At 71.1% G+C, this 22,914-nt stretch carries 24 protein-coding genes and 2 pseudogenes; 9 read left to right on the top strand and 17 right to left on the bottom strand.

All coding sequences use genetic code 11. The annotated features are described in order from the left end of the window. Window positions 1–227: 227 nt before the first annotated feature. Genes ACIQZO_RS14220 through ACIQZO_RS14210 form a run of 3 tightly spaced genes read right to left on the bottom strand, consistent with a single transcriptional unit; the run spans window position 228 to window position 2,292 of the window. Window positions 228–1,418, bottom strand: coding sequence for a lipid-transfer protein (locus ACIQZO_RS14220; protein ID WP_403625118.1), 1,191 nt, complete (start codon window positions 1,416–1,418; stop codon window positions 228–230). After that, the gene (locus tag ACIQZO_RS14215) at window positions 1,415–1,873 is read right to left on the bottom strand and encodes a Zn-ribbon domain-containing OB-fold protein (RefSeq protein ID WP_403625116.1); all 459 of its coding nucleotides are present in this window, start codon (window positions 1,871–1,873) and stop codon (window positions 1,415–1,417) included. The genes ACIQZO_RS14220 and ACIQZO_RS14215 overlap by 4 nt, the downstream gene beginning before the upstream one ends. Window positions 1,874–1,923: 50 nt before the next feature. Continuing rightward, window positions 1,924–2,292: an Mpo1-like protein gene (locus ACIQZO_RS14210; protein WP_403625113.1), complete on the bottom strand. Its 369-nt coding sequence runs from the start codon at window positions 2,290–2,292 to the stop codon at window positions 1,924–1,926. Window positions 2,293–2,533: 241 nt separating this feature from the next. Here ACIQZO_RS14210 and ACIQZO_RS14205 point away from each other — a divergent pair. Then, a pseudogene (locus ACIQZO_RS14205) lies at window positions 2,534–3,096 on the top strand (IS5 family transposase); the annotation flags it as partial. A 12-nt stretch (window positions 3,097–3,108) separates the two neighbouring features. Here the strand turns inward: ACIQZO_RS14205 and ACIQZO_RS14200 are convergent. From ACIQZO_RS14200 to ACIQZO_RS14185, 4 genes and pseudogenes are all read right to left on the bottom strand, one after another. Beyond that, a pseudogene (locus ACIQZO_RS14200) lies at window positions 3,109–3,219 on the bottom strand (transcriptional regulator); the annotation flags it as partial. Window positions 3,220–3,289: 70 nt separating this feature from the next. Continuing rightward, window positions 3,290–4,555, bottom strand: a complete 1,266-nt coding sequence (locus ACIQZO_RS14195) for a multidrug effflux MFS transporter (RefSeq protein WP_403625110.1) — start codon at window positions 4,553–4,555, stop codon at window positions 3,290–3,292. Between the two features lie 3 nt (window positions 4,556–4,558). Next, entirely contained in the window at window positions 4,559–5,203 is a 645-nt protein-coding gene (locus ACIQZO_RS14190) for an NAD(P)-dependent oxidoreductase (protein ID WP_403625107.1), read from the bottom strand. A gap of 23 nt (window positions 5,204–5,226) precedes the next feature. After that, on the bottom strand, window positions 5,227–5,979 hold the full coding sequence (locus ACIQZO_RS14185; protein ID WP_351513174.1) for an MBL fold metallo-hydrolase: 753 nt from the start codon (window positions 5,977–5,979) through the stop codon (window positions 5,227–5,229). Between the two features lie 81 nt (window positions 5,980–6,060). Here ACIQZO_RS14185 and ACIQZO_RS14180 point away from each other — a divergent pair, with 81 nt between their 5' ends. The 5 genes from ACIQZO_RS14180 to ACIQZO_RS14160 all read left to right on the top strand — a co-directional run bounded on the left by ACIQZO_RS14180 (window position 6,061) and on the right by ACIQZO_RS14160 (window position 10,417). Then, window positions 6,061–6,690, top strand: coding sequence for a winged helix-turn-helix transcriptional regulator (locus ACIQZO_RS14180; protein WP_403625104.1), 630 nt, complete (start codon window positions 6,061–6,063; stop codon window positions 6,688–6,690). A 172-nt stretch (window positions 6,691–6,862) separates the two neighbouring features. Next, window positions 6,863–7,942, top strand: a complete 1,080-nt coding sequence (locus tag ACIQZO_RS14175) for a tyrosine-type recombinase/integrase (protein WP_403625101.1) — start codon at window positions 6,863–6,865, stop codon at window positions 7,940–7,942. Then, complete coding sequence (locus tag ACIQZO_RS14170; RefSeq protein ID WP_030774108.1) at window positions 7,939–8,268, top strand: helix-turn-helix transcriptional regulator; 330 nt, start codon at window positions 7,939–7,941, stop codon at window positions 8,266–8,268. Before ACIQZO_RS14175 ends, ACIQZO_RS14170 begins: the two co-directional genes overlap by 4 nt. Next, a complete protein-coding gene (locus tag ACIQZO_RS14165) occupies window positions 8,265–9,785 on the top strand; it encodes a hypothetical protein (protein ID WP_403625098.1) in 1,521 nt (506 codons plus the stop codon). Before ACIQZO_RS14170 ends, ACIQZO_RS14165 begins: the two co-directional genes overlap by 4 nt. A 116-nt stretch (window positions 9,786–9,901) precedes the next feature. After that, window positions 9,902–10,417, top strand: coding sequence for a hypothetical protein (locus tag ACIQZO_RS14160; protein ID WP_403625095.1), 516 nt, complete (start codon window positions 9,902–9,904; stop codon window positions 10,415–10,417). Here the strand turns inward: ACIQZO_RS14160 and ACIQZO_RS14155 are convergent. Genes ACIQZO_RS14155 through ACIQZO_RS14145 form a run of 3 tightly spaced genes read right to left on the bottom strand, consistent with a single transcriptional unit; the run spans window position 10,344 to window position 12,344 of the window. Beyond that, on the bottom strand, window positions 10,344–11,090 hold the full coding sequence (locus tag ACIQZO_RS14155) for a recombinase family protein (protein WP_403625739.1): 747 nt from the start codon (window positions 11,088–11,090) through the stop codon (window positions 10,344–10,346). The genes ACIQZO_RS14160 and ACIQZO_RS14155 overlap by 74 nt on opposite strands. Continuing rightward, entirely contained in the window at window positions 11,009–11,563 is a 555-nt protein-coding gene (locus tag ACIQZO_RS14150) for a hypothetical protein (RefSeq protein ID WP_403625092.1), read from the bottom strand. Before ACIQZO_RS14150 ends, ACIQZO_RS14155 begins: the two co-directional genes overlap by 82 nt. Beyond that, entirely contained in the window at window positions 11,493–12,344 is an 852-nt protein-coding gene (locus tag ACIQZO_RS14145) for a DUF4158 domain-containing protein (protein ID WP_403625089.1), read from the bottom strand. Before ACIQZO_RS14145 ends, ACIQZO_RS14150 begins: the two co-directional genes overlap by 71 nt. Window positions 12,345–12,520: 176 nt before the next feature. On the opposite strand from ACIQZO_RS14145, the gene ACIQZO_RS14140 reads away from it, so the two are divergent. After that, a complete protein-coding gene (locus ACIQZO_RS14140; protein WP_403625086.1) occupies window positions 12,521–13,030 on the top strand; it encodes an NUDIX domain-containing protein in 510 nt (169 codons plus the stop codon). Window positions 13,031–13,098: 68 nt separating this feature from the next. Here the strand turns inward: ACIQZO_RS14140 and ACIQZO_RS14135 are convergent, their stop codons facing one another. From ACIQZO_RS14135 to ACIQZO_RS14120, 4 genes are all read right to left on the bottom strand, one after another. Then, a complete protein-coding gene (locus ACIQZO_RS14135) occupies window positions 13,099–13,536 on the bottom strand; it encodes an SRPBCC domain-containing protein (protein ID WP_403625083.1) in 438 nt (145 codons plus the stop codon). A 10-nt stretch (window positions 13,537–13,546) separates the two neighbouring features. After that, window positions 13,547–13,969, bottom strand: coding sequence for an ArsR/SmtB family transcription factor (locus ACIQZO_RS14130; RefSeq protein WP_403625080.1), 423 nt, complete (start codon window positions 13,967–13,969; stop codon window positions 13,547–13,549). Then, on the bottom strand, window positions 13,966–14,454 hold the full coding sequence (locus tag ACIQZO_RS14125; RefSeq protein WP_403625077.1) for an SRPBCC domain-containing protein: 489 nt from the start codon (window positions 14,452–14,454) through the stop codon (window positions 13,966–13,968). Before ACIQZO_RS14125 ends, ACIQZO_RS14130 begins: the two co-directional genes overlap by 4 nt. An 80-nt stretch (window positions 14,455–14,534) precedes the next feature. Continuing rightward, entirely contained in the window at window positions 14,535–16,898 is a 2,364-nt protein-coding gene (locus ACIQZO_RS14120) for a TIM-barrel domain-containing protein (RefSeq protein WP_403625074.1), read from the bottom strand. A 221-nt stretch (window positions 16,899–17,119) separates the two neighbouring features. Between ACIQZO_RS14120 and ACIQZO_RS14115 the strand changes: the two genes are divergently transcribed. Together ACIQZO_RS14115 and ACIQZO_RS14110 are read left to right on the top strand one after the other, a co-directional pair. Beyond that, window positions 17,120–19,096: an acetoacetate--CoA ligase gene (locus ACIQZO_RS14115; RefSeq protein ID WP_403625071.1), complete on the top strand. Its 1,977-nt coding sequence runs from the start codon at window positions 17,120–17,122 to the stop codon at window positions 19,094–19,096. 63 nt (window positions 19,097–19,159) lie between these two features. Beyond that, window positions 19,160–20,074 carry a hypothetical protein gene (locus tag ACIQZO_RS14110; protein WP_403625068.1) on the top strand — a complete coding sequence of 305 codons (915 nt, stop codon included), beginning with the start codon at window positions 19,160–19,162 and terminating at the stop codon, window positions 20,072–20,074. An 89-nt stretch (window positions 20,075–20,163) separates the two neighbouring features. On the opposite strand, the gene ptsP is transcribed toward ACIQZO_RS14110, so the two are convergent. The 3 genes from ptsP to ACIQZO_RS14095 form a co-directional block, all read right to left on the bottom strand. Next, window positions 20,164–21,834 carry a phosphoenolpyruvate--protein phosphotransferase gene (ptsP, locus tag ACIQZO_RS14105; RefSeq protein WP_403625065.1) on the bottom strand — a complete coding sequence of 557 codons (1,671 nt, stop codon included), beginning with the start codon at window positions 21,832–21,834 and terminating at the stop codon, window positions 20,164–20,166. Window positions 21,835–21,913: 79 nt separating this feature from the next. Next, complete coding sequence (locus tag ACIQZO_RS14100; RefSeq protein WP_403625062.1) at window positions 21,914–22,363, bottom strand: PTS glucose transporter subunit IIA; 450 nt, start codon at window positions 22,361–22,363, stop codon at window positions 21,914–21,916. Between the two features lie 280 nt (window positions 22,364–22,643). Beyond that, window positions 22,644–22,914, bottom strand: a 271-nt coding sequence (locus ACIQZO_RS14095) for a hypothetical protein (protein ID WP_403625059.1), incomplete at its 5' end; no start/stop codon positions are given.

Raw genomic sequence — 22,914 nt, 5'->3', positions numbered from 1 at the left:
CCGGGTACGCGAGACCGGTTGCACCGGACCGGGTACGTGCGGCCCGGCACCTGACACCGGGCACGTGCCCACGGGCGGCCCGGCATGGAGGCGACCCGTACCCCCGCCGACTGGGGTACGGGCCGCTGCTCTCACGGGGGCTCCGGGTCCCGGTCGCGGCGCGGGACTGTGGAGCGAGTGTGAACCTGCCGCCGGGGGCCGTCAAGCGTTCGGACAGCACGTGCTGTTCAGCGCACGGCGACGACGGCCGACCCGTGCCCGAACAGCCCCTGGTTCGCGGTGATCCCGGCGCGCGCCCCGGGCACCTGCCGGTCCCCGGCCGTACCCCGCAACTGCCAGGTCACCTCGCAGACCTGCGCGATGGCCTGCGCCGGCACCGCCTCCCCGAAGGAGGCCAGCCCGCCACTGGTGTTGACCGGGATACGACCGCCGAGAGCCGTCGCTCCCTCCCGCACGAGCTTCGCCCCCTCGCCCTCCCCGCACAGTCCGATGTCCTCGTACCACTCCAGTTCGAGCGCGGTGGACAGGTCGTACACCTCGGCGAGCGAGAGGTCGTCCGGGCCGAGCCCCGCCTCCTCGTAGGCGGCGCGCGCGATCGAGGACCGGAAGGACCCGGCGGCCGGCGCGACCGCCACCGACGAGTCGGTGGCGATGTCGGGCAGGTCCAGCACCGTCCGCGGGTAGGTGGGCGTCACTGTGGAGACGGCCCGGATCCGCACCGGGTCGGCCACCCCGCGTGCCCGCGCGAAGTCCATGCTGGTGAGGACCAGGGCCGCGCCCCCGTCGGAGGTGGCGCAGATGTCGAGCAGCCGGAGCGGATCGGCGACCACCGCCGAGGCCGCGACCTCCTCGGCGGTGACCTTCTTGCGGTAGCGGGCCCGCGGATTGAGCAGCCCGGCCGCCGCGTTCTTCACCTTGACCTGGGCGAAGTCCTCCAGGGTGTCCCCGTGCAGGGCCATCCGCCGCCGCGCGTAGAGCGCGAAGTACGCCGGGTTGGTGGCGCCCAGCACGCGGAACCGCAGCCAGTCCGGATCGTCGGGCCGGTCGCCGCCCGCCGGAGCGAAGAACCCCTTGGGCGCCGCGTCCGCGCCGACCACGAGGACCACGTCGGCCAGGCCCGCCAGGATCTGCGCGCGGGCCGCACCGATGGCCTGGGCGCCGGACGCGCAGGCCGCGTACACGCTGGTCACCCGTGCGCCCTGCCAGCCCAGGGCCCGGGCGAAGGTGGCCCCGGCGACGTATCCCGGGTAGCCGGAGCGGACGGTGTCGGCGCCGACGATCGACTGCACGTCCGTCCAGTCCAGCCCGGCGTCGGCCAGCGCCGCGCGCGCCGCGGTCCGCCCGTACTCCACGAAACTGCGGCCCCATTTCCCCCAGGGGTGCATCCCCGCCCCGAGGACCGCGATGTCGGCGCTCACTCGGCGCCTCCCACCGGCCGGAAGTGCCAGGTGGTCCAGGCGGTGTCGGCGTCCTCGTTCAGCACGCCCCCCACCACCTCGACCTCCATCCCGACCGCGAGATCGGCCACCCCCACCCCGGGTGCGGCCTGCCCCAGCACCACCATCCCCTCGGCCTCCAGCTCCACGGCGACCAGCGTGTACGGATCCCAGGGCGCGGCCGGGTCGCAGACGTACGGCGCGGGCGGCCGGTAGCGTCCGTCGGTGTAGGACCAGACCCGGCCGCGGGGGGAGAGGGGGACCTCGGCGAGCTCGCCGCCGTCGGGGCAGTGCGGATTGCGGCAGTAGGCGTCCTCACGGGGGAAGAACACCGCGGTACAGGCCGAGCATCGGGTGCCGAGCAGCCGGAAGCCCCCGCCGTCCGGCGCTTCCTCGGTGAACCACCCGCTCACGACGGGTGTGCGTGTGCGTGCCACGATGCCCCTTCCTGATCAGTGACCTGACGGATCGTCAGGAACCTGGAATCTCAGGAGTCTGCCACGGGCGGGCAGCCCTGGCACGGGTTCTCGGCAAGCCACTTCCCGGCGATCTCCGCCAACTCCCCGTCCCGCCCGGCCAGCATCATCCCGATCATCTGCGCGTCCCCGCGCAGCGACCACGCCGGATGCCCGAAGGTGGCCGGGTTGTTCCCCTCGATCAGAAAGTGCGCCGGCCACGCCGTCCCGTACCCGATCAGGGGAAGGGCGGCCAGGTAGCGCCCGCGGCCGCGCGCCACCCCGTAGACCGTCAGGGCCAGACCGGTGAGCGTGCCGGTGAGATGGATCCAGCGGGTGGCGGCGCGCGAGTGCATCGCGACGTAGTACGGCCAGAACTCCTCGTACGAGCTGAAAGTCATGCGGGCACGGTACTCACGGCCGGGCGGAGGCGACAGCCGCGCGGACGTCGTATACGCGCCCCTGCCCGCCCGGCGTCCTACCGCCGCCCGCCTCCCGAGGAGGCCCCGGTGTCCTATCCCTGACCCACGGTGCAAAGTGGCTGAGACTGATCATGGCTCCGGGGTGGCCGACGACGTCGCCCGCCTAGGGGCTGTCCGATGGGTCGTGTGACGCTCCTGCTGGGAGCTCGTTCCGTGGGACATGGGGCGGGGAGATCTTTCGGATGAAGAGTGGGCTCGGCTGGAGCCGCACGTGCCGACGAATCACGGGCGGGGTGGACGCCGGCAATGCCACCGTCGTGTGATCAACGGGATTCTGTTCCGGCAGCGGACCGGTCTCCCCTGGCGGGACCTGCCTCCCTGCTTCGGTAGCTGGAAGACGGTCCACGACCGTCATAGAAGGTGGTCAGCGGACGGCACGTGGGAGAGAATCCTGCGGGCCGTCCAGGCCGACGCCGATGCAGAGGGCCGGATCGACTGGAGCATGGTCAGCGCCGATTCCACGACCTGCCGCGCTCACCAGCACGCAGCCGGCGCCTCCACCCGTCCCCCAAAGATCCCGGGCCGCCGCAGGAGCCCGGCACGTCACCGCTCCGATGAAGCCCTGGGACGCTCGCGAGGCGGGCTCACTAGCAAGATCCACCTCGCCGGAGAAGGTGGGCGCCGCCCGCTCGGGTTCTCATCACGCCCGGCCAGTGGGGGGACGCACCGCAGGTGATTCCCGTCCTGGAAGAGATCCGCGTGCCCCGACAGGCTGGTGGACGTGCGCCAGTTCCGTACGGGCCGCAACGCGAGCACGTCGAAATAGCGGCCCTCCACGAAGGCGGGCAGCTGCAGGGATGCGAGCAGGTGCCCCAGACGGGCGGGAACGCGTTCCACGCGTCGCTGCACCCGACCGTCGTCGTACGTCTGTCACGCTGATCGCGGAATCACCCTGTTCGCCGGACGCCGGCCCGATTCACTGGATGCCGGGTCGCCTGCGATCGATGTGCCGGCGCGGTCGCCGGTGCCCGGCAGGTCCTTGGCGAGCCGGCCTGCGCGTGCGCTCACCGGGCATCGACCGGGTGAGGACGCCGAGTGTGAGCAGAGCGAGCGCCGGCAGCACGGCGACGATGATTCCCATCGGCAAGGCGTCGGTGGCGCCACCCGCGCCGGCCAGCGGAGCAAGTGCCGCGCCGAACATGAACTGGCTGAAGCCGAGCAGAGCGGCTGCCGACCCGGCGTGTCCGCCGTGGTCGGCCAGGGCCTGGGCCGCGGCGTTCGGCATGACCAGGCCCACGCTGGAGACCAGGACGAACAGGCCGATCAGGAGCACGGGCAGGGGTGCCCGTGTCAGCACCGCGCCCAGGACCGTGGTGCCACCGGCTGTCGCGCCCAGCAGACCGGCGAGCAGCAGCACGCGGGCGCCGGCCCGGGCCACCAGCCGGCCGCTGATCTGGGCGGCCGCAATGAGTCCGGCGGCGTTGACGGCGAACACGGCGCTGTACTGCTGCGGTGACAGGCCGTGGATTTCCTGCAGGACGAACGGCGAGCCGGAGATGTAGGCGAACATCGCCGCGAAGACCAGGCCGTTGGCCAGGACGTACCCGGTGAAGAACCGGTCGCTGAGCAGCTGCCCGACGACAGCCGGCAGCGGCTGGCGTGACGCGGAGGACCGGGTCTCCGGCAGTCCTGCGGCGGAGGCCGCCAGCATCACGGCGCCGAGTACAGCCAGGCTCACGAAGATCCCCGGCCAGGCCGTGACGCGCAGTAGCTGGCCGCCGAGGACCGGCGCGAACACCGGCGCCAGGCCGGTGATCAAGGTCAGTGCGGAGAAGAGACGTGCGGTGCGGGTTCCGGAGGTGCGGTCGCGGACCATGGCGTTGGCGATGACGATGCCGAACGCCCCGCCGATGCCCTGGACCAGGCGTAGGCCGACCAAGGTCCGGACGTCGGGCGCCACCGCGCAGAGCGCGCTGGCGATCGTGTAGAGGGCGAGGCCCGCCAGCAATGGACGCCGCCGGCCGTAGGTGTCGCTCAGCGGCCCGGCGATCAGCTGCCCGATGGCCAGCCCGGCCAGGCAGGCGGTGATGGTGAGCTGGGTGGCCGCGGCGCTGGCGCGCAGGTCGCCGGCGAGGTCCGGCAGTCCGGGCAGGTAGCCGTCGATGGACAGTGGTCCCAGGGCCACGAGCGCTGCGAGCAGGACGATGAATCGGGTTTGCCGGCCGGCGGCGTCGTTGCTCATGGCTCAGTACGCCACGGTGATGCGGCGGCGGATCGCGGTGCCGCTCTCGATCGTGTCGGCCAAGGCGATCGCGTAGTCGGCGTACGAGATGCGGCTGTTGCCGTCGTCGTCGGTGAGCAGGGTGTCCCCGGCGCTGCGGTAGGCCCCGGTCCGCTCGCCCGCTCCGATGACCGCGGCGGGCGACACGTACGTCCAGTCGAGGTCGTGCACGCCGCGGTAGAGGTCGAGCGCTTCGGACTGGGCCTCGGCGTTGGCCTTCCACAGCGCGGGGAAGCCCGGGTCGTCCATGACCCGGGCGCCGGTCGGCGTGCGCAGGCTACCGGCACCGCCGATGGTGACCAGGCGGGTGACGCCGGCTCGGCGGAGTCCGTCGATCAGCGCACGGGCGGCGCCGACGATCGTGGCGCGGTCGTTCTCCTGGCCGATCCGGGGGCCGACGGCCGACAGTACGGCGTCGTGGGAGGCGGCGAGGCCGGCGACCGCGGCGGCGTCTGTGACGTCACCGGTGGTCACGGTCAGGGCCTTGTGCTTGAGTCCGTCGACGTGGCCGGCTCGGGTGACCGCGGTGACGGTGTGGCCGCGACGCAGTAGTTCCTCGGTGGTGGGCCGGCCGATGTTGCCGCTGGCACCGAACAGGACGATCTTCATGTGTTGCTCCTTGTTTCTGATGGTCAGAGGACGGGCTGGCCGTCGGCGATGATGGCCGCGGTGATGCCGCGCTCGTCGGCGGCGTGCTGGAAGCGCTGCTCGATGTCGGGTTGTTCGGTGTAGAACGGCGGATTGTGGAACAGGCCGTAGTGCATGGCGCAGACGGTGCCGGCGCCGAGTGCGACGGCGGCCTCGACGCCCTGCTCGGGGGTCATGGTCGCCGGGACGTTGGCCGCGTATCCCTCGAAGTGGGCGATGACGCCGTTGACCGGGACGAACGCGACGTCGAACGGGCCGTGGTCGCGGGCGATCTGCCACCAGCTGCCGTGCCACTGGGTGTCGCCGCAGTGGATGACCCGCCGGCCGGCGCCTTCGACGACCCAGGCGACCTGGTCACAGTCGTTGCCGCGCCAGTCCAGCGAGGTCACCGGGGTGACGGTCAGCTTTCCGATGCGGCGTGACTGGCCCAGGTCCTGGGCAACGGGGGTGATGCCCACCTCGTGCAGCGCCGCCGCGCTCGGGGTGTGGCAGCCGATCGTGCCGGTGGCCGCGATCCGGGCGATCAGGTCGTGGTCGTAGTGGTCGGGGTGCAGGTGGGTGATGAGGGCGTGGGTGCCGGGCGGGGTATCGACCGGGTCGACCGGCCGGTGCGGCGGCCCCATCACTGGCGCCAGCGGAGCGACGTTCTCGAGCGGGTCTATCAGCAGGCGGGTGTCGCCGAGACGGATCTCGACGCCGGCCCAGGCCAGCCGACGTACGGAAAGGGTGGGGGTCATGGGCAGCGACGCTAGACCGACGTTGTTGAGAAAGTCAACAAGAGAGTTTTGAATCTCAACACCGCGATGTAGGGTGGTGGCATGCGCACCTACGGGCAGTACTGCGGCATCGCGAAAGCACTGGACACCATCGGCGACCGATGGACTCTGCTGATCGTCCGTGAACTGCTCGCCCTGGGTCCGTGCCGGCACACCGACCTGCGCAACGGGCTGCCCGGGATCGCCAGCAACCTGCTGGTCGACCGGCTCCGCGAACTCGAGGAAGCCGGCCTGATCCACCGCGAGGCCGCCCCGCCGCCGGTGGCCACCACCCTGTTCTCCCTCACCGAGCGTGGCCGCACGCTGGAGCCGGTGCTGCAGGAGCTGAGCCGGTGGGGCGTGCCGCTGTTGCGTGAGCCGGGCGGCAGCGACACCTTCCGCACCCACTGGCTGGACATGCCCGCCCGGGCACTGACCGACCACCGCCCCGACCAGCCGGCAATCGCCCTGCAACTGCACGCCGACGGCAGCGAGGACCTGGTCATCGAAGTCAAGGACGGCTCGGTGCACACACACGCCGGCCGGGTCGACCACCCCACCGCGTCACTGACCGGACCGCCGCACCTGCTGGCCGCGACCCTGCTCGGCGACCTCGATCTGAGCGCCGCAGTACAGCAAGGCCTGCGGCTCAGCGGCGAACGCGAGGCAGTACTGCGCATCCTGCCCCGCTGATGTGCGACATCCCGTGAGTTCTCCTGAGCTCTGCTGAGTCCCTTCCCTTGTGGCCAGGGGGTTTCTCCTCCTTCGAGCGCTCTGTGGTCCGGTGACGTAACTTCGGGATTCCTGAAGCGTTCTCACCTCGTCCGACCGATCAGCAGTCGGGCTGAAGGCGAGGAGGCTCGGGTTGGCGGCACTGGCAGTCGTACGGGACCTGTGTGAGCACTGGGCGCCCGCATCGGTTGAGGAGCTGGAGCGGTTCGAGGCCGACGTGCTGTCCGGGTTCGTCCTCGCGCGGGCCTCGGCAGGGCTGGCAGACGGCACAATCCGCGGGGACGTCGGGCATCTGGACCAGATCAGGACCTGGTTCGGTCGACCGCTGTGGGACATGGAGCCGGCCGACGCTGACGCGTACTTCGGGAAGGTCCTGCGGGGTTCGCCGAGCGGGACTCGGCTGGGCCGGTCGCAGGCGCTGACCACGTACTTCATGTTCCTGGAGTTGCGGCACAAGGTCGAGCTCCATCGGATGACGGGCCGGGTCGTCGAGTGCCCGATCGACGAGATGAACAAGCCGCGTGGGGCCAAGGACGCCCAGCTGCGGATTCCGCCGAGCGAGCCGGAGGTCGGAATACTGTTCACTGGCTGGGGCGGTGAACTGGCGACCTGTCGAAAGTTCGCCCCTACCGCCAGGAACTACACCGCCTCGAAGCTGTTGTCCCAAGTCGGCCTGCGGGTGAGCGAGGCATGCGGGCTCGACCTGGACGACATCAAGTGGGACTTGGGGCGCTTCGGCAAGCTCCACGTCCGCCACGGCAAGGGCGCCCGCGGCTCGGGTCCGCGCGAGCGGATGGTGCCGCTGATCAACGGCGCCGACCGGACACTTCGGTGGTTCATCGAGGACGTCTGGGGCCAGTTCGACGACGACCACACCCGTCCCGGCGCCCCGCTGTTTCCCTCCGAGCGCAAGAACACCGACGGCTCTTCGCGCCGGGCCGGCGACGACGCTTTGCGTGACGGCCTCAAGAACGCGGCCAAAGCGCATCTGCCGGGGTGGGGCGAGAAGCTGACGCCGCACGTCCTTCGGCACTTCTGCGCATCCCAACTCTATGCGAACGGGCTGGACTTGCTCGCGATCCAGGAGGTCTTGGGACACTCCTGGATCGCCACGACGATGCGCTATATCCACGTTCAGCAGACCCGGGTCGAGGACGCCTGGGTCACCGGGATGGAACGGGCCGCGAAGCGGCTGGAAGGACTGATCCGATGAGGTGGAACCTGCGGTTGACCGCCGCGAACAAGGGCATCTGGAAGGCGTCCGAGCTTCAGCGAAACCTCGCGGAGCACGGCCTGGTGATCTCGGCCGGGAAGATGTCCGGGCTGTGGTCCGGGCAGCCGGTCTCACTCAAGCTGGAGGACCTGGACGTCATCTGCGTCGTCCTCGGCTGCGAGATCGGAGACCTGCTGATCCCGGAGCCGGGCAAGGTCAACCGCCCTGGTCAGGAGGAGACCGGTCGAGTCGCGGTCGGCTCCGGCACCACTGCCCCGGCGGTAGTGCCCAAGCGCCGCGATGGCCGGTCGCTGCCTCCGGCATGAGCCGGTATCCGAAGGGCTACCGCAAGCCCACCGACTCCTGCGACAGCTGCCTGGCCTGGGGCGACTTCAGCGGACGCCTCTGCCCTGCCTGCTACATGTTCGGCCGCAGTCACAAGACAGCCACCTGCGTCGGCTGCCGCCGCGTCCAGCCGCTGAAGTGGGATTACTGCCGTCTGTGCTGGTGCCAGGCCCGGCTCCACGCCAAGACCACCGTCGGCCAGTCGCCCGCCGAGGCGGAGGTGAGGGCCCGGCTCAACGCCGTCCGGCACCACCAACTGTTCTTCATGGGCTTGCACTACCGCAGAGGATCTGCACCTGTCGTTGCGCGCCGCGGAGGAGGGCGGGGAGCCGTCCGGAAGCCGCCACCCGCGCCGGCCTGGCGGCCGAGTGCCGGCTGGAGACAGCTACCGCTGTTCGGGCAGGTCCCGCGTGACTACGGCCGTCTCGACCCGGCCGCCGTCGATCTGGCCAGCCCCTGGCTGGCCTGGGCGAAGTACCTCGCCTACCAGCTCGCCGAGGCACGGGGCTGGGGACGGGGCATCCGCTTCGCCGTCAACCGCGGCCTGGCCATCGTGCTCACCGAGTACGTCGAGGGCGACGTCATCCGCCACAGCGAGGTCTTCACCCCGCTCAGGGCCCTCGATCTCAGGTTCGGACACACCGCCACGGTCCTTGAGGAGATGGGGATCTTCCTGGACGACAGCGAGCCCTCCTTCGAACGCTGGCTTGCCGAGCGCCTGGAGGGCCTCGCCCCCGGCATCGGTGCGGAGGCTGAGCGCTGGACCCGGGTTCTGCATGACGGCGGCCCCCGCAGCCTTCCCCGGCAGCAGAGCACGGTCTGGCTCTACCTCAACGGGGCCCGTCCGGCACTGCTGGGCTGGTCGGACCGCTACGACCACCTGCGGGAGGTGACCCGCGAGGACGTCCTCACCCACCTCAAGACCCTGCACGGCCACCACCGCCGAGACCAGCTCGGCGCCCTGCGTTCCCTGTTCACCTGGGCCAAGCGGACCGGCCTGATCTTCCGCAACCCCACGAGCCGCATCAAGGTCGGCCAGAACGAGTACGGCGTGCTCCAACCACTCGCGCCCGCCCAGATCGACCGCTCCGTCGCGGCAGCCACCACCCCGGCCGCGCGACTGATTCTCGCCCTCGCCGCGGTTCACGCCGCCCGGGTCGCCCAGATCGGCACCCTCTTGCTCGACGACCTCGACATCGGCAACCGCCGGCTGACGATCGCCGGACGAGCACGCCCGCTCGACGACCTCACCCTGAAACTGCTGCTGGACTGGCTGGAGCACAGACGCAGCCGGTGGCCCAACACGGCGAACCTCCACTTACTGATCAACAACCAGACCGCCACGAAGACTGGCCGCGCCAGCAACCACTGGATCAGCACTGCGGTGCGCGGGCAGGACGCGACCCTTGGAGCGTCTCCGCGTCGACCGGCAACTCGAAGAGGCCCTCACCCACGGGCCCGATCCGCTCCACCTCGCCCAGGTGTTCGGGCTGGATGAGAAGACCGCAATGCGTTACGCAGACTCCGCGCGGGCCCTGCTGGAGCAAGCTGTCGAGCAGAAGCACCAGTGAAACCTGTTCGACCGGGACCCGAGATTGAAGCGAACATGGGCGGATGCCGTCGACCGAAGCAGCAGCCAACGAACTACAGGACCGCGCCACTCTCTGGAGCGTGGGCGAGATCCCCGCGAGCGATGTCGTCAGCGCGGCCTGTGACGCGCTCGTCGCCGGCCTAGACAGCCCCGGACTTCGGGTGCTGGCAGCCTGCACACGCGCCGAGGCGGACTACGACGTGCACGACTTGCTCCCCGAAGCGCTCGATGAGCTCGGCCTCATTCTCTATCCGGCCGCCAGCGAGGTCGGCCAAGAAGCCGCCGCGCGAGCGCTCGCACGACGCATGCTGGCCGGCGAGCTGAAACCTTGGGAGCTCACCTTCCGGATCAACCAGCGTTACGGGCATGAGCTGCCCCTGACAGCACGGCTCGGCGAACTCGATGACGAGTACGCCTTCCTCGAATACGGCGGCGACGAAGCAGTCGCTCAGATCGATGCTGAGGTCATAGCCGAAGCCCGCCGCCTTGCCGCAGTCCACCCCCGCGTTCCCGCCGAACCCACGGACGTCCCCACCTGATGCACACGGACCGACCCGCGAGTTCCCACTGAACAAGCTTCAGTTTCCCTGAACCCACGGGGCTCTCCGGGTATGAGTAGTTGCCGTACAGAAAGTGCCGCTGAGATTGATCTTGCCCGTGCTGGGCTACTTCGCGGGGGCTTCGAGCTGGCGGGGGCCGGCGCCCGCGCGCAGTTCGCGTAGGTCGGGAATGTGGTTGTACAGGGTGCCCGGGAGACGCCGAGCAGCTTGGCGATCGAGGTGATGGAGCGACCGGGGTCGGGCAGCAGGTCGCGTGCGCCCGGATGACTTCCTCGGTGGCGACTGTGGGGCGTCCGCCGACGCGGCCCCGGGCGCGGGCTGCGGCCGGGCCCTCGTTGGTGCCGATGACGATGAGTTCGCGGATGAACTCCGCGAGGGCGGCGAAGACGTGGAAGACGAGCCGGCCGCCGGGGGTGGTGGTGTCCAGGTTCTCGTGCAGCGAGGTGAAGCCGATCCCGCGCTCGCGCAGCTCGGCGACCATGTTGATGAGGTCCTGGAGGCCGCGGCCATAGCGGTCGAGCGAGGGGACCACGAGGGTGTCGCCGGGGTCGAGGAAGGCGTGGCACGCCTTCAGCTCGGGGCGCAGCGCGTTCTTGCCGGACTTCTTGTCCGCGAAGATCTTCCGGCACCCGGCGGCGGTGAGCGCGTCGATCTGCCGTTCGAGCTTCTGTCCGCCGGTGGAGACCCGGGCGTATCCGATCTTGATGTGCACTGGAAGCCCAGCGTGTTCAGCAGCGGCGGCAGCATCTGCCGGTAGTACGAGCTGCACGAGGAGCGCAGGGTGGTGCGGACCTTGGCCTTGAAGACCTTCTCGTTCGCCTTCGCCTCGGCCACCAGCTCGCGCAGTGTCCTCTCCCCGACCACCGGGAACAGTGCCCGGCGTACGACCTCGTCGGGCTTGTCGACCGCGGCCGTCGCCAGCTTGAAGAGGATGCCCTCCTTGCCGCGGACCTTCTTCAACTCGGCGGTGAGCTGCTTCTCCACCCGCCGCTCGGCACGGGCGTTGATCTTGTGGACCAAGGCGATCAGCAGTTCCACCAGGGCATCGGTGATCTCACCCTGGCGGGACGCGCACAGCGCGGCCAGCAGCGTCGTCCGTACGTCCTCCCCCGTCCTCCCCTGCATCCCGGAAGTCCGAGGGGTACATCTTGATCGCCCGTGCCCGCCAGGCGGCCACCAGCTTCTCCGAGCAGTCCGCGAACAGTCCCTCCGGCAGACCCAGATGCCGGACGGCGGTCAGCTTGGTGATCTCCGTCAGGAGCGAGTCAAGCCCCACCGCGCCGGGGTCCCGCTTCAGCGCGGCCAGCAGCTCGGTGCCGTCGTCATTGCCCACCGCCACCAGCTCCAGCAGGCGCCGGGCGCACACGTCACCCAGGCGTGCGACGGTCCTCGCGCAGAAGACCCGGTCCGCCCGCGCCCGGCCGGCGGCCACGATCCGCTCGATACGGCCCGGGGGCTCGATGCGGTCGCTGCGACACTGCACGAGCAGGGCCTCGCGCAGCCGGTCCTCGACCAGCTCGACGGGGCAGACCTCATCGGCGAGCAAGCCGGTCAGCCGTTCCTCGTCGGCGCGGGTCGACGGGCGGAAACCGGGGGCTTCACGGATCTGCGTACGGTGCCCCTTCGCGGACCGGGACGACAGGTCGTAGTTCGCCAGGTCCCCGCCCGGCACCTTGACCACGTCGGCGACGTAGTCGACCGCGGCCGGGGGGAACTCCTCCAGGAACTGGGGGAACCGGCCCTCCAGCTCGAAATACTTCAGCATCAGCATCAGCATCAGCATCAGCATCAGCATCAGCACGAAGCCGAGCCGGGTCGGGCCCGACTTGTTCGCGACCAGGTCCCAGTCACTCCCCACCGGTGTCCAACACGCCACCACGTCCTCGGGCGACCACTCCCGGCGCATGAACCCCTACCCTCCACCGACTGCTCGTTCGGCCTAACGAACAGGCGGGGCCCGAAGCAATGGGAGGTCGGAGGTCAGCGGCAGCTACTTTGCACCGTGGGTCACGGATAGGGCACCGGGGCCGAGGAGACCCGCAACAGCCCTCATCCGCATACCCCTTGGCATACCATCGCCGGATGCCGGCACACCTGAAGGACTCGCACTGCTCCACCTGCGGAGCGCCCTACGCCACCCCCGCCTGGCCCCGCACCTGCGCGGCCTGCGGGGCGACCGCCTACCGCAATCCGCTGCCGGTGGCGGTCACCCTCCTCCCCGTCGAGGACGCCGACGGCACCGGCCTCGTGGTCATCACCCGCACCATCGAGCCGGCCCTCGGCGGCATCGCCCTGCCCGGCGGGTTCATCGACTTCGGCGAGGACTGGCGCGAAGCCGTGGTCCGTGAGCTCCGCGAGGAGACCGGCATCGAGGCCCCGGCCGCCGAGGTCACCCTGGCCGACGCCCTCAGCTCCCCGGCGGGCCACCTCCTGCTCTTCGGCCTCCTCCCGCCCCGCCCGGTCGCCGACCTCCCCGCCTCGAAGCCGACGGACGAGACCACGGGCTGGCACATCCTGCGCACCCCGTCGGCCCTCGCCTTCCCCCTCCACACCCAGGCGGCGGCGTCCTGGTTCGCGGGCACGTACGCCTGAGCCCGTCGCCGCGCGCCCGGGCCGGCTGCTGCCGGCCCGGGCGCGCGGTGTCAGCTCCCGCGGGCGCTTCAGTGCCAGTTGCTGATCTGTACGTCGCGCGGATGCGGAGCGCCGGTGCCCGTCTCCACCAGGGACTTCAGGCTCATCAGGAAGATCGCCCACTTGGTGCTGCAGTGGTTCATGAACTCGACCGGTTCGCGCCAGCCCGCGTGCGTGAACAGCACGATCGTCCACTCGCCGTCCTGGGCCAGCTCGAAGCCCACCGTGGTCCCGACCCACTCGGCGGGACCGTCGACGACCTCCCACAGCACCCGCGCGTTCGCTCGGAGGTCGAGCACCTTCATGTCGAAGCCGCCCAGGTCGCCGAAGCGGAACGCGAGGACGTCGTCACCGTTCCCGCTCGTGTCGGTCGTCCACCACTCGGCCAGTCCCTCGACCGTGGTGAGCGCCTCGTAGACCTTCTCGGGGGGCGCGGTGATTCCCACCCGGTGCAGGATGTCAGCCATCTCGGTCTCCTTACTTCTCGGGTCGCTCGGGTCGCTCAGGTCGCTTCGCGGGTTGCTTCTCGGGCTGCTTCGCCCATTCCTTCTCGGATTCCTTCTCCGCGTTCCTGTCCCGTTGGATCGCCTCGGCGAGGCTCTTGACGCGCCTGAGGCGGGCATCCCACATCTCACCGACGGAGTTCAGCTGCGCCACGGCACGGGCCAGCTGCGCCTCGTCCACCCGGTAGTGCTTCTCCCGCCCCGCGGGCGCGGACCGGACGAGCCCGACCCGGTCGAGCACGGCCAGGTGCTTGGTCACGGCCTGCCGGGTCACCGGCAGGTGTGCGCTGAGCGTCGTCGCCGTCCCCTGGCCCTCGGCCAGCAGGAGGTCGATCATGCGGCGCCGGGTCGGGTCGCCTATCGCGGACCAGAGGTCGTCGTCGACGGCGGTGCTCATCGCGCGGCCGCCAGCCGCTTCGCGGTCGCGACCAGGCGCGGCAGGTAGAAGTCCCAGCCCTGCCGGTGGTCGTTGTAGTGGGCCTCGAGCACGGCGGCCTCCCAGCCCCGCTCGCGGTAGCCGCTCTCGCGGAAGCGGACCGTGGTCCCCTCGCCCTCGGGGGCGAGTTCGAAGGTCACCAGCAGTGAGTTGCCGGGGCCCACCGCCTCCGCCTGCGTCTCCTTCTCGTCGTAGGTCCAGCGGAAGGAGAACAGTCGTGGGGGGTCGGCCTCCACCACCGTGAACGGGCTGGAATCGCGCCGGCCGGTCTCCGCATCGGTCCAGGTGAGGCGGCCCGTCGCGCCTGCGGCCGGCTCGAAGGCGGTCTCGGCGCTCCACCAGTCCCGGATGTGCTCGGGGCTGCTGAGCACCTCGAACACCACCTCCGGCGAGGCGTCGATGTGCAGCTCGCGCTCGATGCTCCCGTACTCCATGGCCGTCTCCACCTTTCGCAACCTTCGGTTGCATATAAAGCTAGCCCACCCACGGCCAACGCGCAACCATCGGTTGCGTGAATGGGCGGCGACTACAGCCCCCGTACGGTGACCCCCTCCACCGGCGTCCCCGCCTCGTCCTCCACCACCACCGCGTCCCCCACCCACCGCACCGTGTACCGCTCCACCTCGCCCGCCCCGAAACCCGGCCCCGGGTCCCGGATCACCACTCCACCCCCCGTACGCCCCCGCGCCGGGGCCCACGCCTCCAGCTCCACCCCGTCGTCGTCGCCGCTGTCGCCCGAGGTGCCGCGGACCGGAATCAGCGACCCCGCCCGCGCCAGCACCGGGATCCGCCCCTGCGGCGCGTCCAGCAGGATCTGGCCCGGGCCCTCGTACGCCGCCCCCGTCGCGGTGTCGTACCAGCGGCCCCGCGGCAGCCTTACCGCCCGCCGGTCCGCCCCGCACTCCAGCACCGGCGCCACCAGCAGCGCGTCACCCAGCAGGAAGGCGTCCTCGCAGTCCCGCAGCTGCCGCTCCTCCGGTGTCCCCCACCACACCGGCCGTACATACGGGGCGCCCGTCCGCCGCGCCAGATGGGCCAGCGTCACGAAGTACGGTCGCAGCCGCTCCCGTTCCGCCATCACCGCCCCGGCCTGCTCCGCCACCTCCGGCCCGAACTCCCACGGCTCCCGCCGCCCCGCCCAGATCGCCGAGTGCGTCCGGAACAGCGGGAGATAGGCCCCCAGTTGCAGCCACCGCACGTACAACTCCGGTGACGGGGAACCCCCGAACCCGCCGACGTCCGGACCCGAGTACGGGACCCCGCACAGCCCGAGCCCCAGGACCAGTGCCAGCGAGGCCCGCAGCCCCTCCCAGCTGGACTCCACATCACCCGACCACGTGCCGCCGTACCGCTGCATCCCCGCCCACCCCGACCGCGAGAACAGGAACGGCCGCTCGGCCGGCCGCAGCCGCACCAGCCCCTCCCACCCCGCCCGCGCCATCCCCAGCGCGTACACGTTGTGGCCCTCGCGGTGGTCCCCGCCCGCCCCGTCCAGCGCGTGCCGCGCCGACCGCGGCAACGTGTTGTCCCCGAACGGCGCGAAGGACACCGGCTCGTTCATGTCGTGCCAGAAGCCGGCGAAGCCCTGCGCGAGCCGCTCCTCGTACAGCCCGCCCCACCACTCGCGCACCGCCGGATCCGTGAAGTCCGGGTACGCGCACTCGCCCGGCCACACCTCGCCGTGCACCTCCTCGCCCCGCGCGCCCCGCACGAAAGCGCCCCCCTTCCCCACCGCCGAGCCCGACGTGTGCACCGCGTCGCCCACCTTCACCGCCGGGTCCACGATCGACACCAGCCGGACCCCGAGCTCCCGCAACTCCCGCGCCAGTCCCGGCAGATCCGGGAACCGATCCTCGTCCACGGTGAACACCCGGTGCCCGTCGTAGTGATCGATGTCCAGGTGTACGGCCGACAGCGCGAGCCCGCGCGACGCGTACCCCGCGACCACCCGCCGCACCTCTTCCGCGCTCCCGAACCCCCAGCGCGCGTGCTGGTACCCGAGCGCCCACTCCGGCGGCACCGCCGCCGCCCCCGTCAGCCCCGACCACCCCTGAAGCACCCGCGCCGGCGTCCCCACCAGCACCCAGCACCGCAGCGGCCCGCCCTGCATCCGCAGCTCACTCGCCCCCGGCCGGTCCGCCCCCGAGCCCGCGCCCTCCTCGCCCTCGCGCAGCACCACCCGGCCGTCCCACGGATTGTCGTGGAACACCAGATGCGTCCCCGCGTCCGCGACCACCATCTGCACCGGCATCGTCAGGTACAGCGGATCGGTCCCCGGCCCGAACCCCCCCTTCGGATCCGTGTTCCACAGCCGGTACGCCCCGTCCCGCAGCCGCGGCCCCGCGGCCCGCCCGCCCAGCCCGAAGAACCGCGCGTCCGCCGGCACCTCGCTGCGCTGCAGCCACCGCGCCGCGCCCATCCGCGGATCCACGGGCTCCCACCACCGAGGCGGCGACTCCCGCCGCAGCACCGTCCCGCCGGGCGTGCGCACCTCCACCGCCCCGTGCCGGGACACCGCCACCGTCACCCGCTCCGACACGACCCGCCAGCCGCCCCCGGTGTCCGGCTCCAGCTCGGCCCGCGGATCCGGTTCGGGCCCGTCGCCCACCACCGCGTACGAGGGTGTCGGCCCGGCGCCGTCCCAGCCCCAGAACACCGCGCCGCCCACCGTGACCCGTACCAGCAGCTCCGAGCGCGCGAACCGCAGTACGCCCCCGCCCGGCCGGGCCTCCGTACCGGTCAGCAGACCCGGCACGCGCGCCCGCTCCGCGCCCCGGCGCGGGAGCCCCACCGCGTCCGCGCGCCGGTGGCGCCATGCCGAGCGCCAGGCGCGCCGGCCGCGCTCCGTACCCAAGTCCTTCACCGCACGCACCAGATCACGACCGTTCATGCCGCTCACCCTGCCACCGGCCCCTGGGCGAGAGGACGGCGTTCAACTGCCGTTCACCCGGCAGCGGCACCCTCGCGGCGATCACCCGACCCGCCAGAGCGACCCTGGTGCAGGGGACGATCACATGGCATGGTCCCTGTGAGCCGCCGCGCCCACACCCTCGCGCGATGGCACCGTACGCACACGAAGCGCGAGCCGCAGACTTGACCGGGAGCCGACCCATGACCTCAGCCACGCAGCCGGAACCCCTCTGGGCGCCGGGCCCCGACCGGATCGCCGCGGCCCGGATCACCGCCTTCCAGGCCTGGGCCGCCGAGCACCACGGAGCCCCCGCCGACGGTGGCTACCCCGCGCTGCACCGCTGGTCCGTCGACGAGCTGGACACCTTCTGGCAGGCCGTCGCCGAGTGGTTCGACGTCCGCTTCACCACCCCGTACCGGTCCGTCCTCGCCGACCGTTCGATGCCCGGCGCACGCTGGTTCGAGGGAGCCACCCTCAACTACGCCGAGCACGCGCTGCGCGCCGCCGAGGACCCGGCGCGCGCCGGCGACCCCGCCCTGCTGTACGTGGACGAGACCCATGAGGTCGTCCCCGTCGCATGGGCCGAGCTCCGCCGCCAGGTCGGGTCGCTCGCGGCCGAACTGCGCGCCCTGGGCGTACGCCCAGGCGACCGGATCAGCGGCTACCTCCCCAATATCCCCGAGGCCGCCGTCGCCCTCCTCGCCACCGCCGCCGTCGGCGGCGTCTGGACCTCCTGCGCCCCCGATTTCGGCGCCCGCAGCGTCCTGGACCGCTTCCAGCAGGTCGAACCCGTCGTCCTCTTCACCGTCGACGGCTACCGGTACGGCGGCAAGGAGCACGACCGCCGCGACACCGTCGCCGAGCTCCGCGCCGACCTGCCCTCCCTGCGCGCCGTCGTCCACATCCCGCTCCTCGGCACGCCCGCCCCCGCCGGCGCCCTCGACTGGTCCGCCCTGACCGCGGGCGACACCGAGCCGGTCTTCGAGGCGGTCCCCTTCGACCACCCGCTCTGGGTGCTGTACTCCTCCGGTACGACCGGCCTCCCCAAGGCCATCGTCCAGTCCCAGGGCGGCATCCTCCTCGAACACCTCAAGCAGCTCGGCCTGCACTGCGACCTCGGCCCGGAGGACCGGTTCTTCTGGTACACCTCCACCGGCTGGATGATGTGGAACTTCCTCGTCTCCGGCCTGCTCACCGGCACGACCGTCGTCCTCTACGACGGCAGCCCCGGCTACCCCGACACCGGCGCCCAGTGGCGCATCGCCGAGCGCACCCGCGCCACTCTCTACGGCACGTCCGCCGCCTACGTCATGGCCTGCCGCAAGGCCGAGGTCCACCCGTCCCGCGACTTCGACCTCTCCGCCGTGAAGTGCGTGGCCACCACCGGCTCCCCGCTCCCGCCCGACGGCTTCCGCTGGCTGCACGACGAGGTCGCCGAGGACCTCTGGATCGCCTCCGTCAGCGGCGGCACCGACGTGTGCAGCTGCTTTGCGGGCGCCGTCCCCACCCTCCCCGTGCACATCGGTGAACTCCAGGCCGCCTGCCTCGGTACGGACCTCCAGGCCTGGGACCCCTCCGGCAAGCCGGTCATCGGTGAGGTCGGCGAGCTCGTCGTCACCCATCCGATGCCGTCCATGCCGATCCACTTCTGGAACGACTCCGACGGCAGCCGCTACCGCGACAGCTACTTCGAGATGTTCCCGGGCGTCTGGCGCCACGGGGACTGGATCACGATCACCGACCACGGCTCGGTGATCATCCACGGCCGCTCCGACTCCACCCTCAACCGGCAGGGCGTCCGGATGGGCTCCGCCGACATCTACGAGGCCGTCGAACGGCTCCCCGAGATCAAGGAATCCCTGGTCATCGGCCTGGAGGAACCGAACGGCGGCTACTGGATGCCGCTCTTCGTCCACCTCAGCCCCGGCGCGGTCCTCGACGACGACCTGCGCGCCCGCATCAAGGCGACGATTCGCGAGGAACTCTCCCCGCGCCACGTCCCCGACGAGGTCATCGAGGTCCCGGCCATCCCGCACACCCTCACCGGCAAGCGCATCGAGGTCCCGATCAAGCGCATGCTGCAGGGCGCCCCCCTGGCCAAGGCGGTCAACCCGGGTTCCGTCGACAACATCGACCTCCTCCGCTTCTACGAGGAGCTGGCCCGCGCCCGCGGCTGAGGTCACTGTCAGTGGCATTGATTACTCTGGGTGAGCAAGTGATTGCGGCACTCAGGGGGAGCCATGCCACGCAGGACGAACCACACCGGTACGCACCGGACCCGTACCACCGACCGGCGCCGCACGCTGCGCCGCGAGGTCCCCGGCACCGTCGGCCTACTGACCGACGCCGGGGACTTCGCGGCCATGCGCGGCTACCGCAGCTTCACCTTCGACGACCACCGGGACTACCTCCACCACATGGACGGCCTGCTCCGCTCCCTCGCGGCCCAGGGCATCCACACCACCGTCGCCCTCTTCGATCCCGAGGAGTACGCCGAGTACTGCGGGGAACACGACCTCGACCCGGACAGCGCCGAGACCCGCGCCCGCTTCACCGCCGAGCTGGCCGGCAGCGGCGCGGTCCTCCCGTACAGCGGCCAGCCCATCGACGAGCTCGTCCCGCTCCTGGTCGACGAGGCCGTGCGCCAGGCCACCTGGGAGTACGCCACCGGGCTCCTCGCGGAAGTAGGCCGCTGCGCGGACTGCGGCGAGGACATCGGACATGCCTCCTTCCAGCGCGCCACCGACGCGCTCAAAAGGCTCGTGGCCGGCGCCGGAGTCGGCCACCACCACTTCGTGTGCAGCGTCCCGACCGAGGCACAGCAGCTCGTCGCCGTGCTGCACGCCGACACCACCGGCGCCCCGGACACCCCGCCGCGCGTCGAGAGCCGGGAGGGCCTCGACTTCGTGACCGTCCTCGCCGCGGGGCTCGCCCTCGGCGGGCCCGGGGGACTGGTGGTGCGCAGCTCCGCCGAGGGCCGGGGGGACCGGGTGCACGGCTGGCGCCTGGACCGTGGCCGGCTCACCGTCCTGACGGCCGCGGCCGTCTTCAACGCCTACTGCACCGACGCCGACACCGGAGACCCCGTCGCCCCCGAATCTGGCGTCGAATACTGCCCGGGCTACGAGGTCGACCTACCCGGACCGCACCACTGACCGGGACCGGGACGCACCGAGGGGCCCCCGCCACCGGCGAGGACCCCTCGGAACGAACACCGCACCATCCAGCGGCTACCGGCTACCGGCTACTCGCCGGACAGCACCGCCTGCGCGGCCACACGGGCCTCCTCGGCGGTGTCCGCCGCGCGCGCGGCCGCCGCAGCACGCTCGCACTGGGCCAGCGTGTACTTGGCGAGCGTCGCCCGCACAAAAGGAATCGAAGCGGCACCCATGGAGAGGGAGGTGACACCCAGACCGGTCAGCACACAGGCCAGCAGCGGGTCGGAGGCCGCCTCGCCACAGACACCACAGCTCTTGCCCTCCGCCTTGGCGGCATCCGCCGACATGGCGATCAGGTCGAGCAGCGCCGGCTGCCACGGGTCCTGGAGCCGCGACACGGCGCCGACCTGGCGGTCGGCGGCGAAGGCGTACTGGGCCAGGTCATTCGTGCCCAGCGACAGGAACTCGACCTCCTGAAGGATCGAACGTGCCCGCAGCGCGGCGGAAGGGATCTCCACCATCGCTCCGAACTTCGCCTTCAGACCCGCCTGGCGGCACGCGTCCGCGAACGCCTTGGCGTCGATGCGGTCGGCGACCATCGGGGCCATGACCTCGAGGTAGACCGGCAGCCCCTCGGCGGCCTTGGCCAGCGCGGTGAGCTGAGTACGCAGCACGTCCGGGTGGTCCAGCAGCGAGCGCAGCCCGCGCACACCCAGCGCCGGGTTGGGCTCGTCGCCCGGGGTCAGGAAGTCCAGAGGCTTGTCGGCGCCCGCATCGAGCACCCGTACGACCACGCGGCCCTCGGGGAAGGCTTCGAGCACCTTGCGATAGGAGTCGACCTGCTTCTCCTCCGACGGTGCCTTCTTGCTGTCGTCCAGGAAGAGGAACTCGGTGCGGAACAGGCCCACACCCTCCGCACCGGCCTCGACGGCCGCCGGCACGTCCGCGGGACCGCCGACGTTGGCCAGCAGCGGCACCTTGTGACCGTCGGACGTCGCGCCCGGACCGGACGAGGCGGACAGAGCCGCCCTGCGCTCGGCGGCCGCGGCCTCCAGCTCGGCCCGCTTCTGCGGCGACGGCTCGACGAACAGGTCGCCCGTGCTGCCGTCCACCGCGATCATCGTGCCCTCGGCGATCTCACCGGCACCCGGCAGCGCCACGATCGCCGGCACGCCCAGCGCCCGCGCGAGGATCGCGCTGTGGCTGGTCGGCCCGCCTTCCTCGGTCACGAAACCGAGGACGAGCGCGGGGTCGAGCAGGGCGGTGTCGGCGGGAGCCAGGTCCCGCGCGATCAGCACGTACGGCTCGTCGCTGTCGGGCACACCCGGCATCGGCACGCCCAGCAGCCGCGCGACGATGCGGTTGCGTACGTCATCCAGGTCGGCCACGCGGCCGGCCATGTACTCGCCGGCCCCCGCGAGCAGGTCGCGGTACGAGGCGAACGCGTCGTACACACCCCGCTCGGCGGTGCTGCCGACGGCGATCCGCCGGTCGACGTCCGCCATCAGCTCGGGGTCCTCGGCGATCATCGCCTGGGCCTCGAGCACGTGCTGGGCCTCGCCACCGGCCAGCTGGCCACGTGCGACGAGATCGGCCGCCACGGCACTCACGGCCTGACGGGCGCGCCCCTGTTCGCGCGCCGCCTCATCCGCGGTGATCCGCTTGGCCGGCGGTTCCAGAACCGCCGTGCCCATGTGCCGCACCTCGCCGATCGCCACCCCGTGGCTCACGCCGACGCCTCGCAGCGTTGTCTCCATTTCACCCGTCTCCGATTGAGCGGCGGGCCGAGCCGCCGCGGTGGATGTCCGACTCGCCCGTTACGTACAGGGGGAGGCGTCACTGCCAGCTGAAGAGAGCCTCGTCAGCCTTCACATCGCCGGACTCGACGACGTCGGAGAGGGAGTCGGCCGTCGCCTCGAGCGCCACGACGGGACAGATCGGCGACTTGCCGGCCTTCTCGACCGCAGCGGGGTTCCAGCGGATGACGGCCTGGCCGCGGGTCACGGTGTCGCCCTTGTTCACGAGGAGCTCGAAGCCCTCGCCGTTGAGCTGAACCGTGTCGATCCCGAGGTGCGTGAGCACACCGTGGCCCTCGCTGTCGACGACTACATACGCGTGCGGGTGCAGGGAGACGATCACACCGTCGACGGGGGAAACCGCCTCCGAGGGCTCGCGCACGGGATCAATCGCGGTGCCCGGTCCCACCATCGCGCCGGAGAACACCGGATCGGGCACTGCCGCGAGTCCGATGGCGCGCCCGGCAAGTGGGGACGTCACGCTGGTCATGGGGGCCTCCCAGGGGTGGGGCTCTTCGTGTCGCCGTCACTACCTGTCGCGAACGGCGTACTCTTCAGAAGGATATGGCACAAGATGTTCGGGTTCGCCCGATGTTGGTGCTGGTCCGGGCTGACCCTCCGGCACGGAGACTAGTGGACTAGACCGGTGGACTAGACCATACGCCTGAATCGATTTGCTTGGGCACCCCCAGAGCTGTACTGTCGTGACTCCCGCCAGGACGCCTCGTGTGAACTTCTCGCGAACGGCCGAAGGACGGGAACCCTCCTCTTCAGCATCGATCTTGATCCCATGCTTCTTTTCGTATGCCTTTTCGGTAATACGGCGAGTGGTCAGGGAGAGGGAAAAGCGCTGATAGGGTCGGGGCTGCCGGAAAGGAAAGCGCGAAAGCGAAAACCTGGAAAGCGCCGAGGAAGTCGGACACGAAAGAGTCTGATAGAGTCGGAGACGCAAGAACAGAACGAAAGCCCGGAGGAAAGCCCGAGAGGGTGAGTACAAAGGAAGCGTCCGTTCCTTGAGAACTCAACAGCGTGCCAAAAATC

It is taken from the genome of Streptomyces sp. NPDC097617 (genome assembly GCF_044761485.1).
GTDB lineage: Bacteria > Actinomycetota > Actinomycetes > Streptomycetales > Streptomycetaceae > Streptomyces.
The sequence above is the reverse complement of the archived record's forward strand: the minus strand, read 5'-3'. Positions and strand labels throughout refer to the sequence as shown.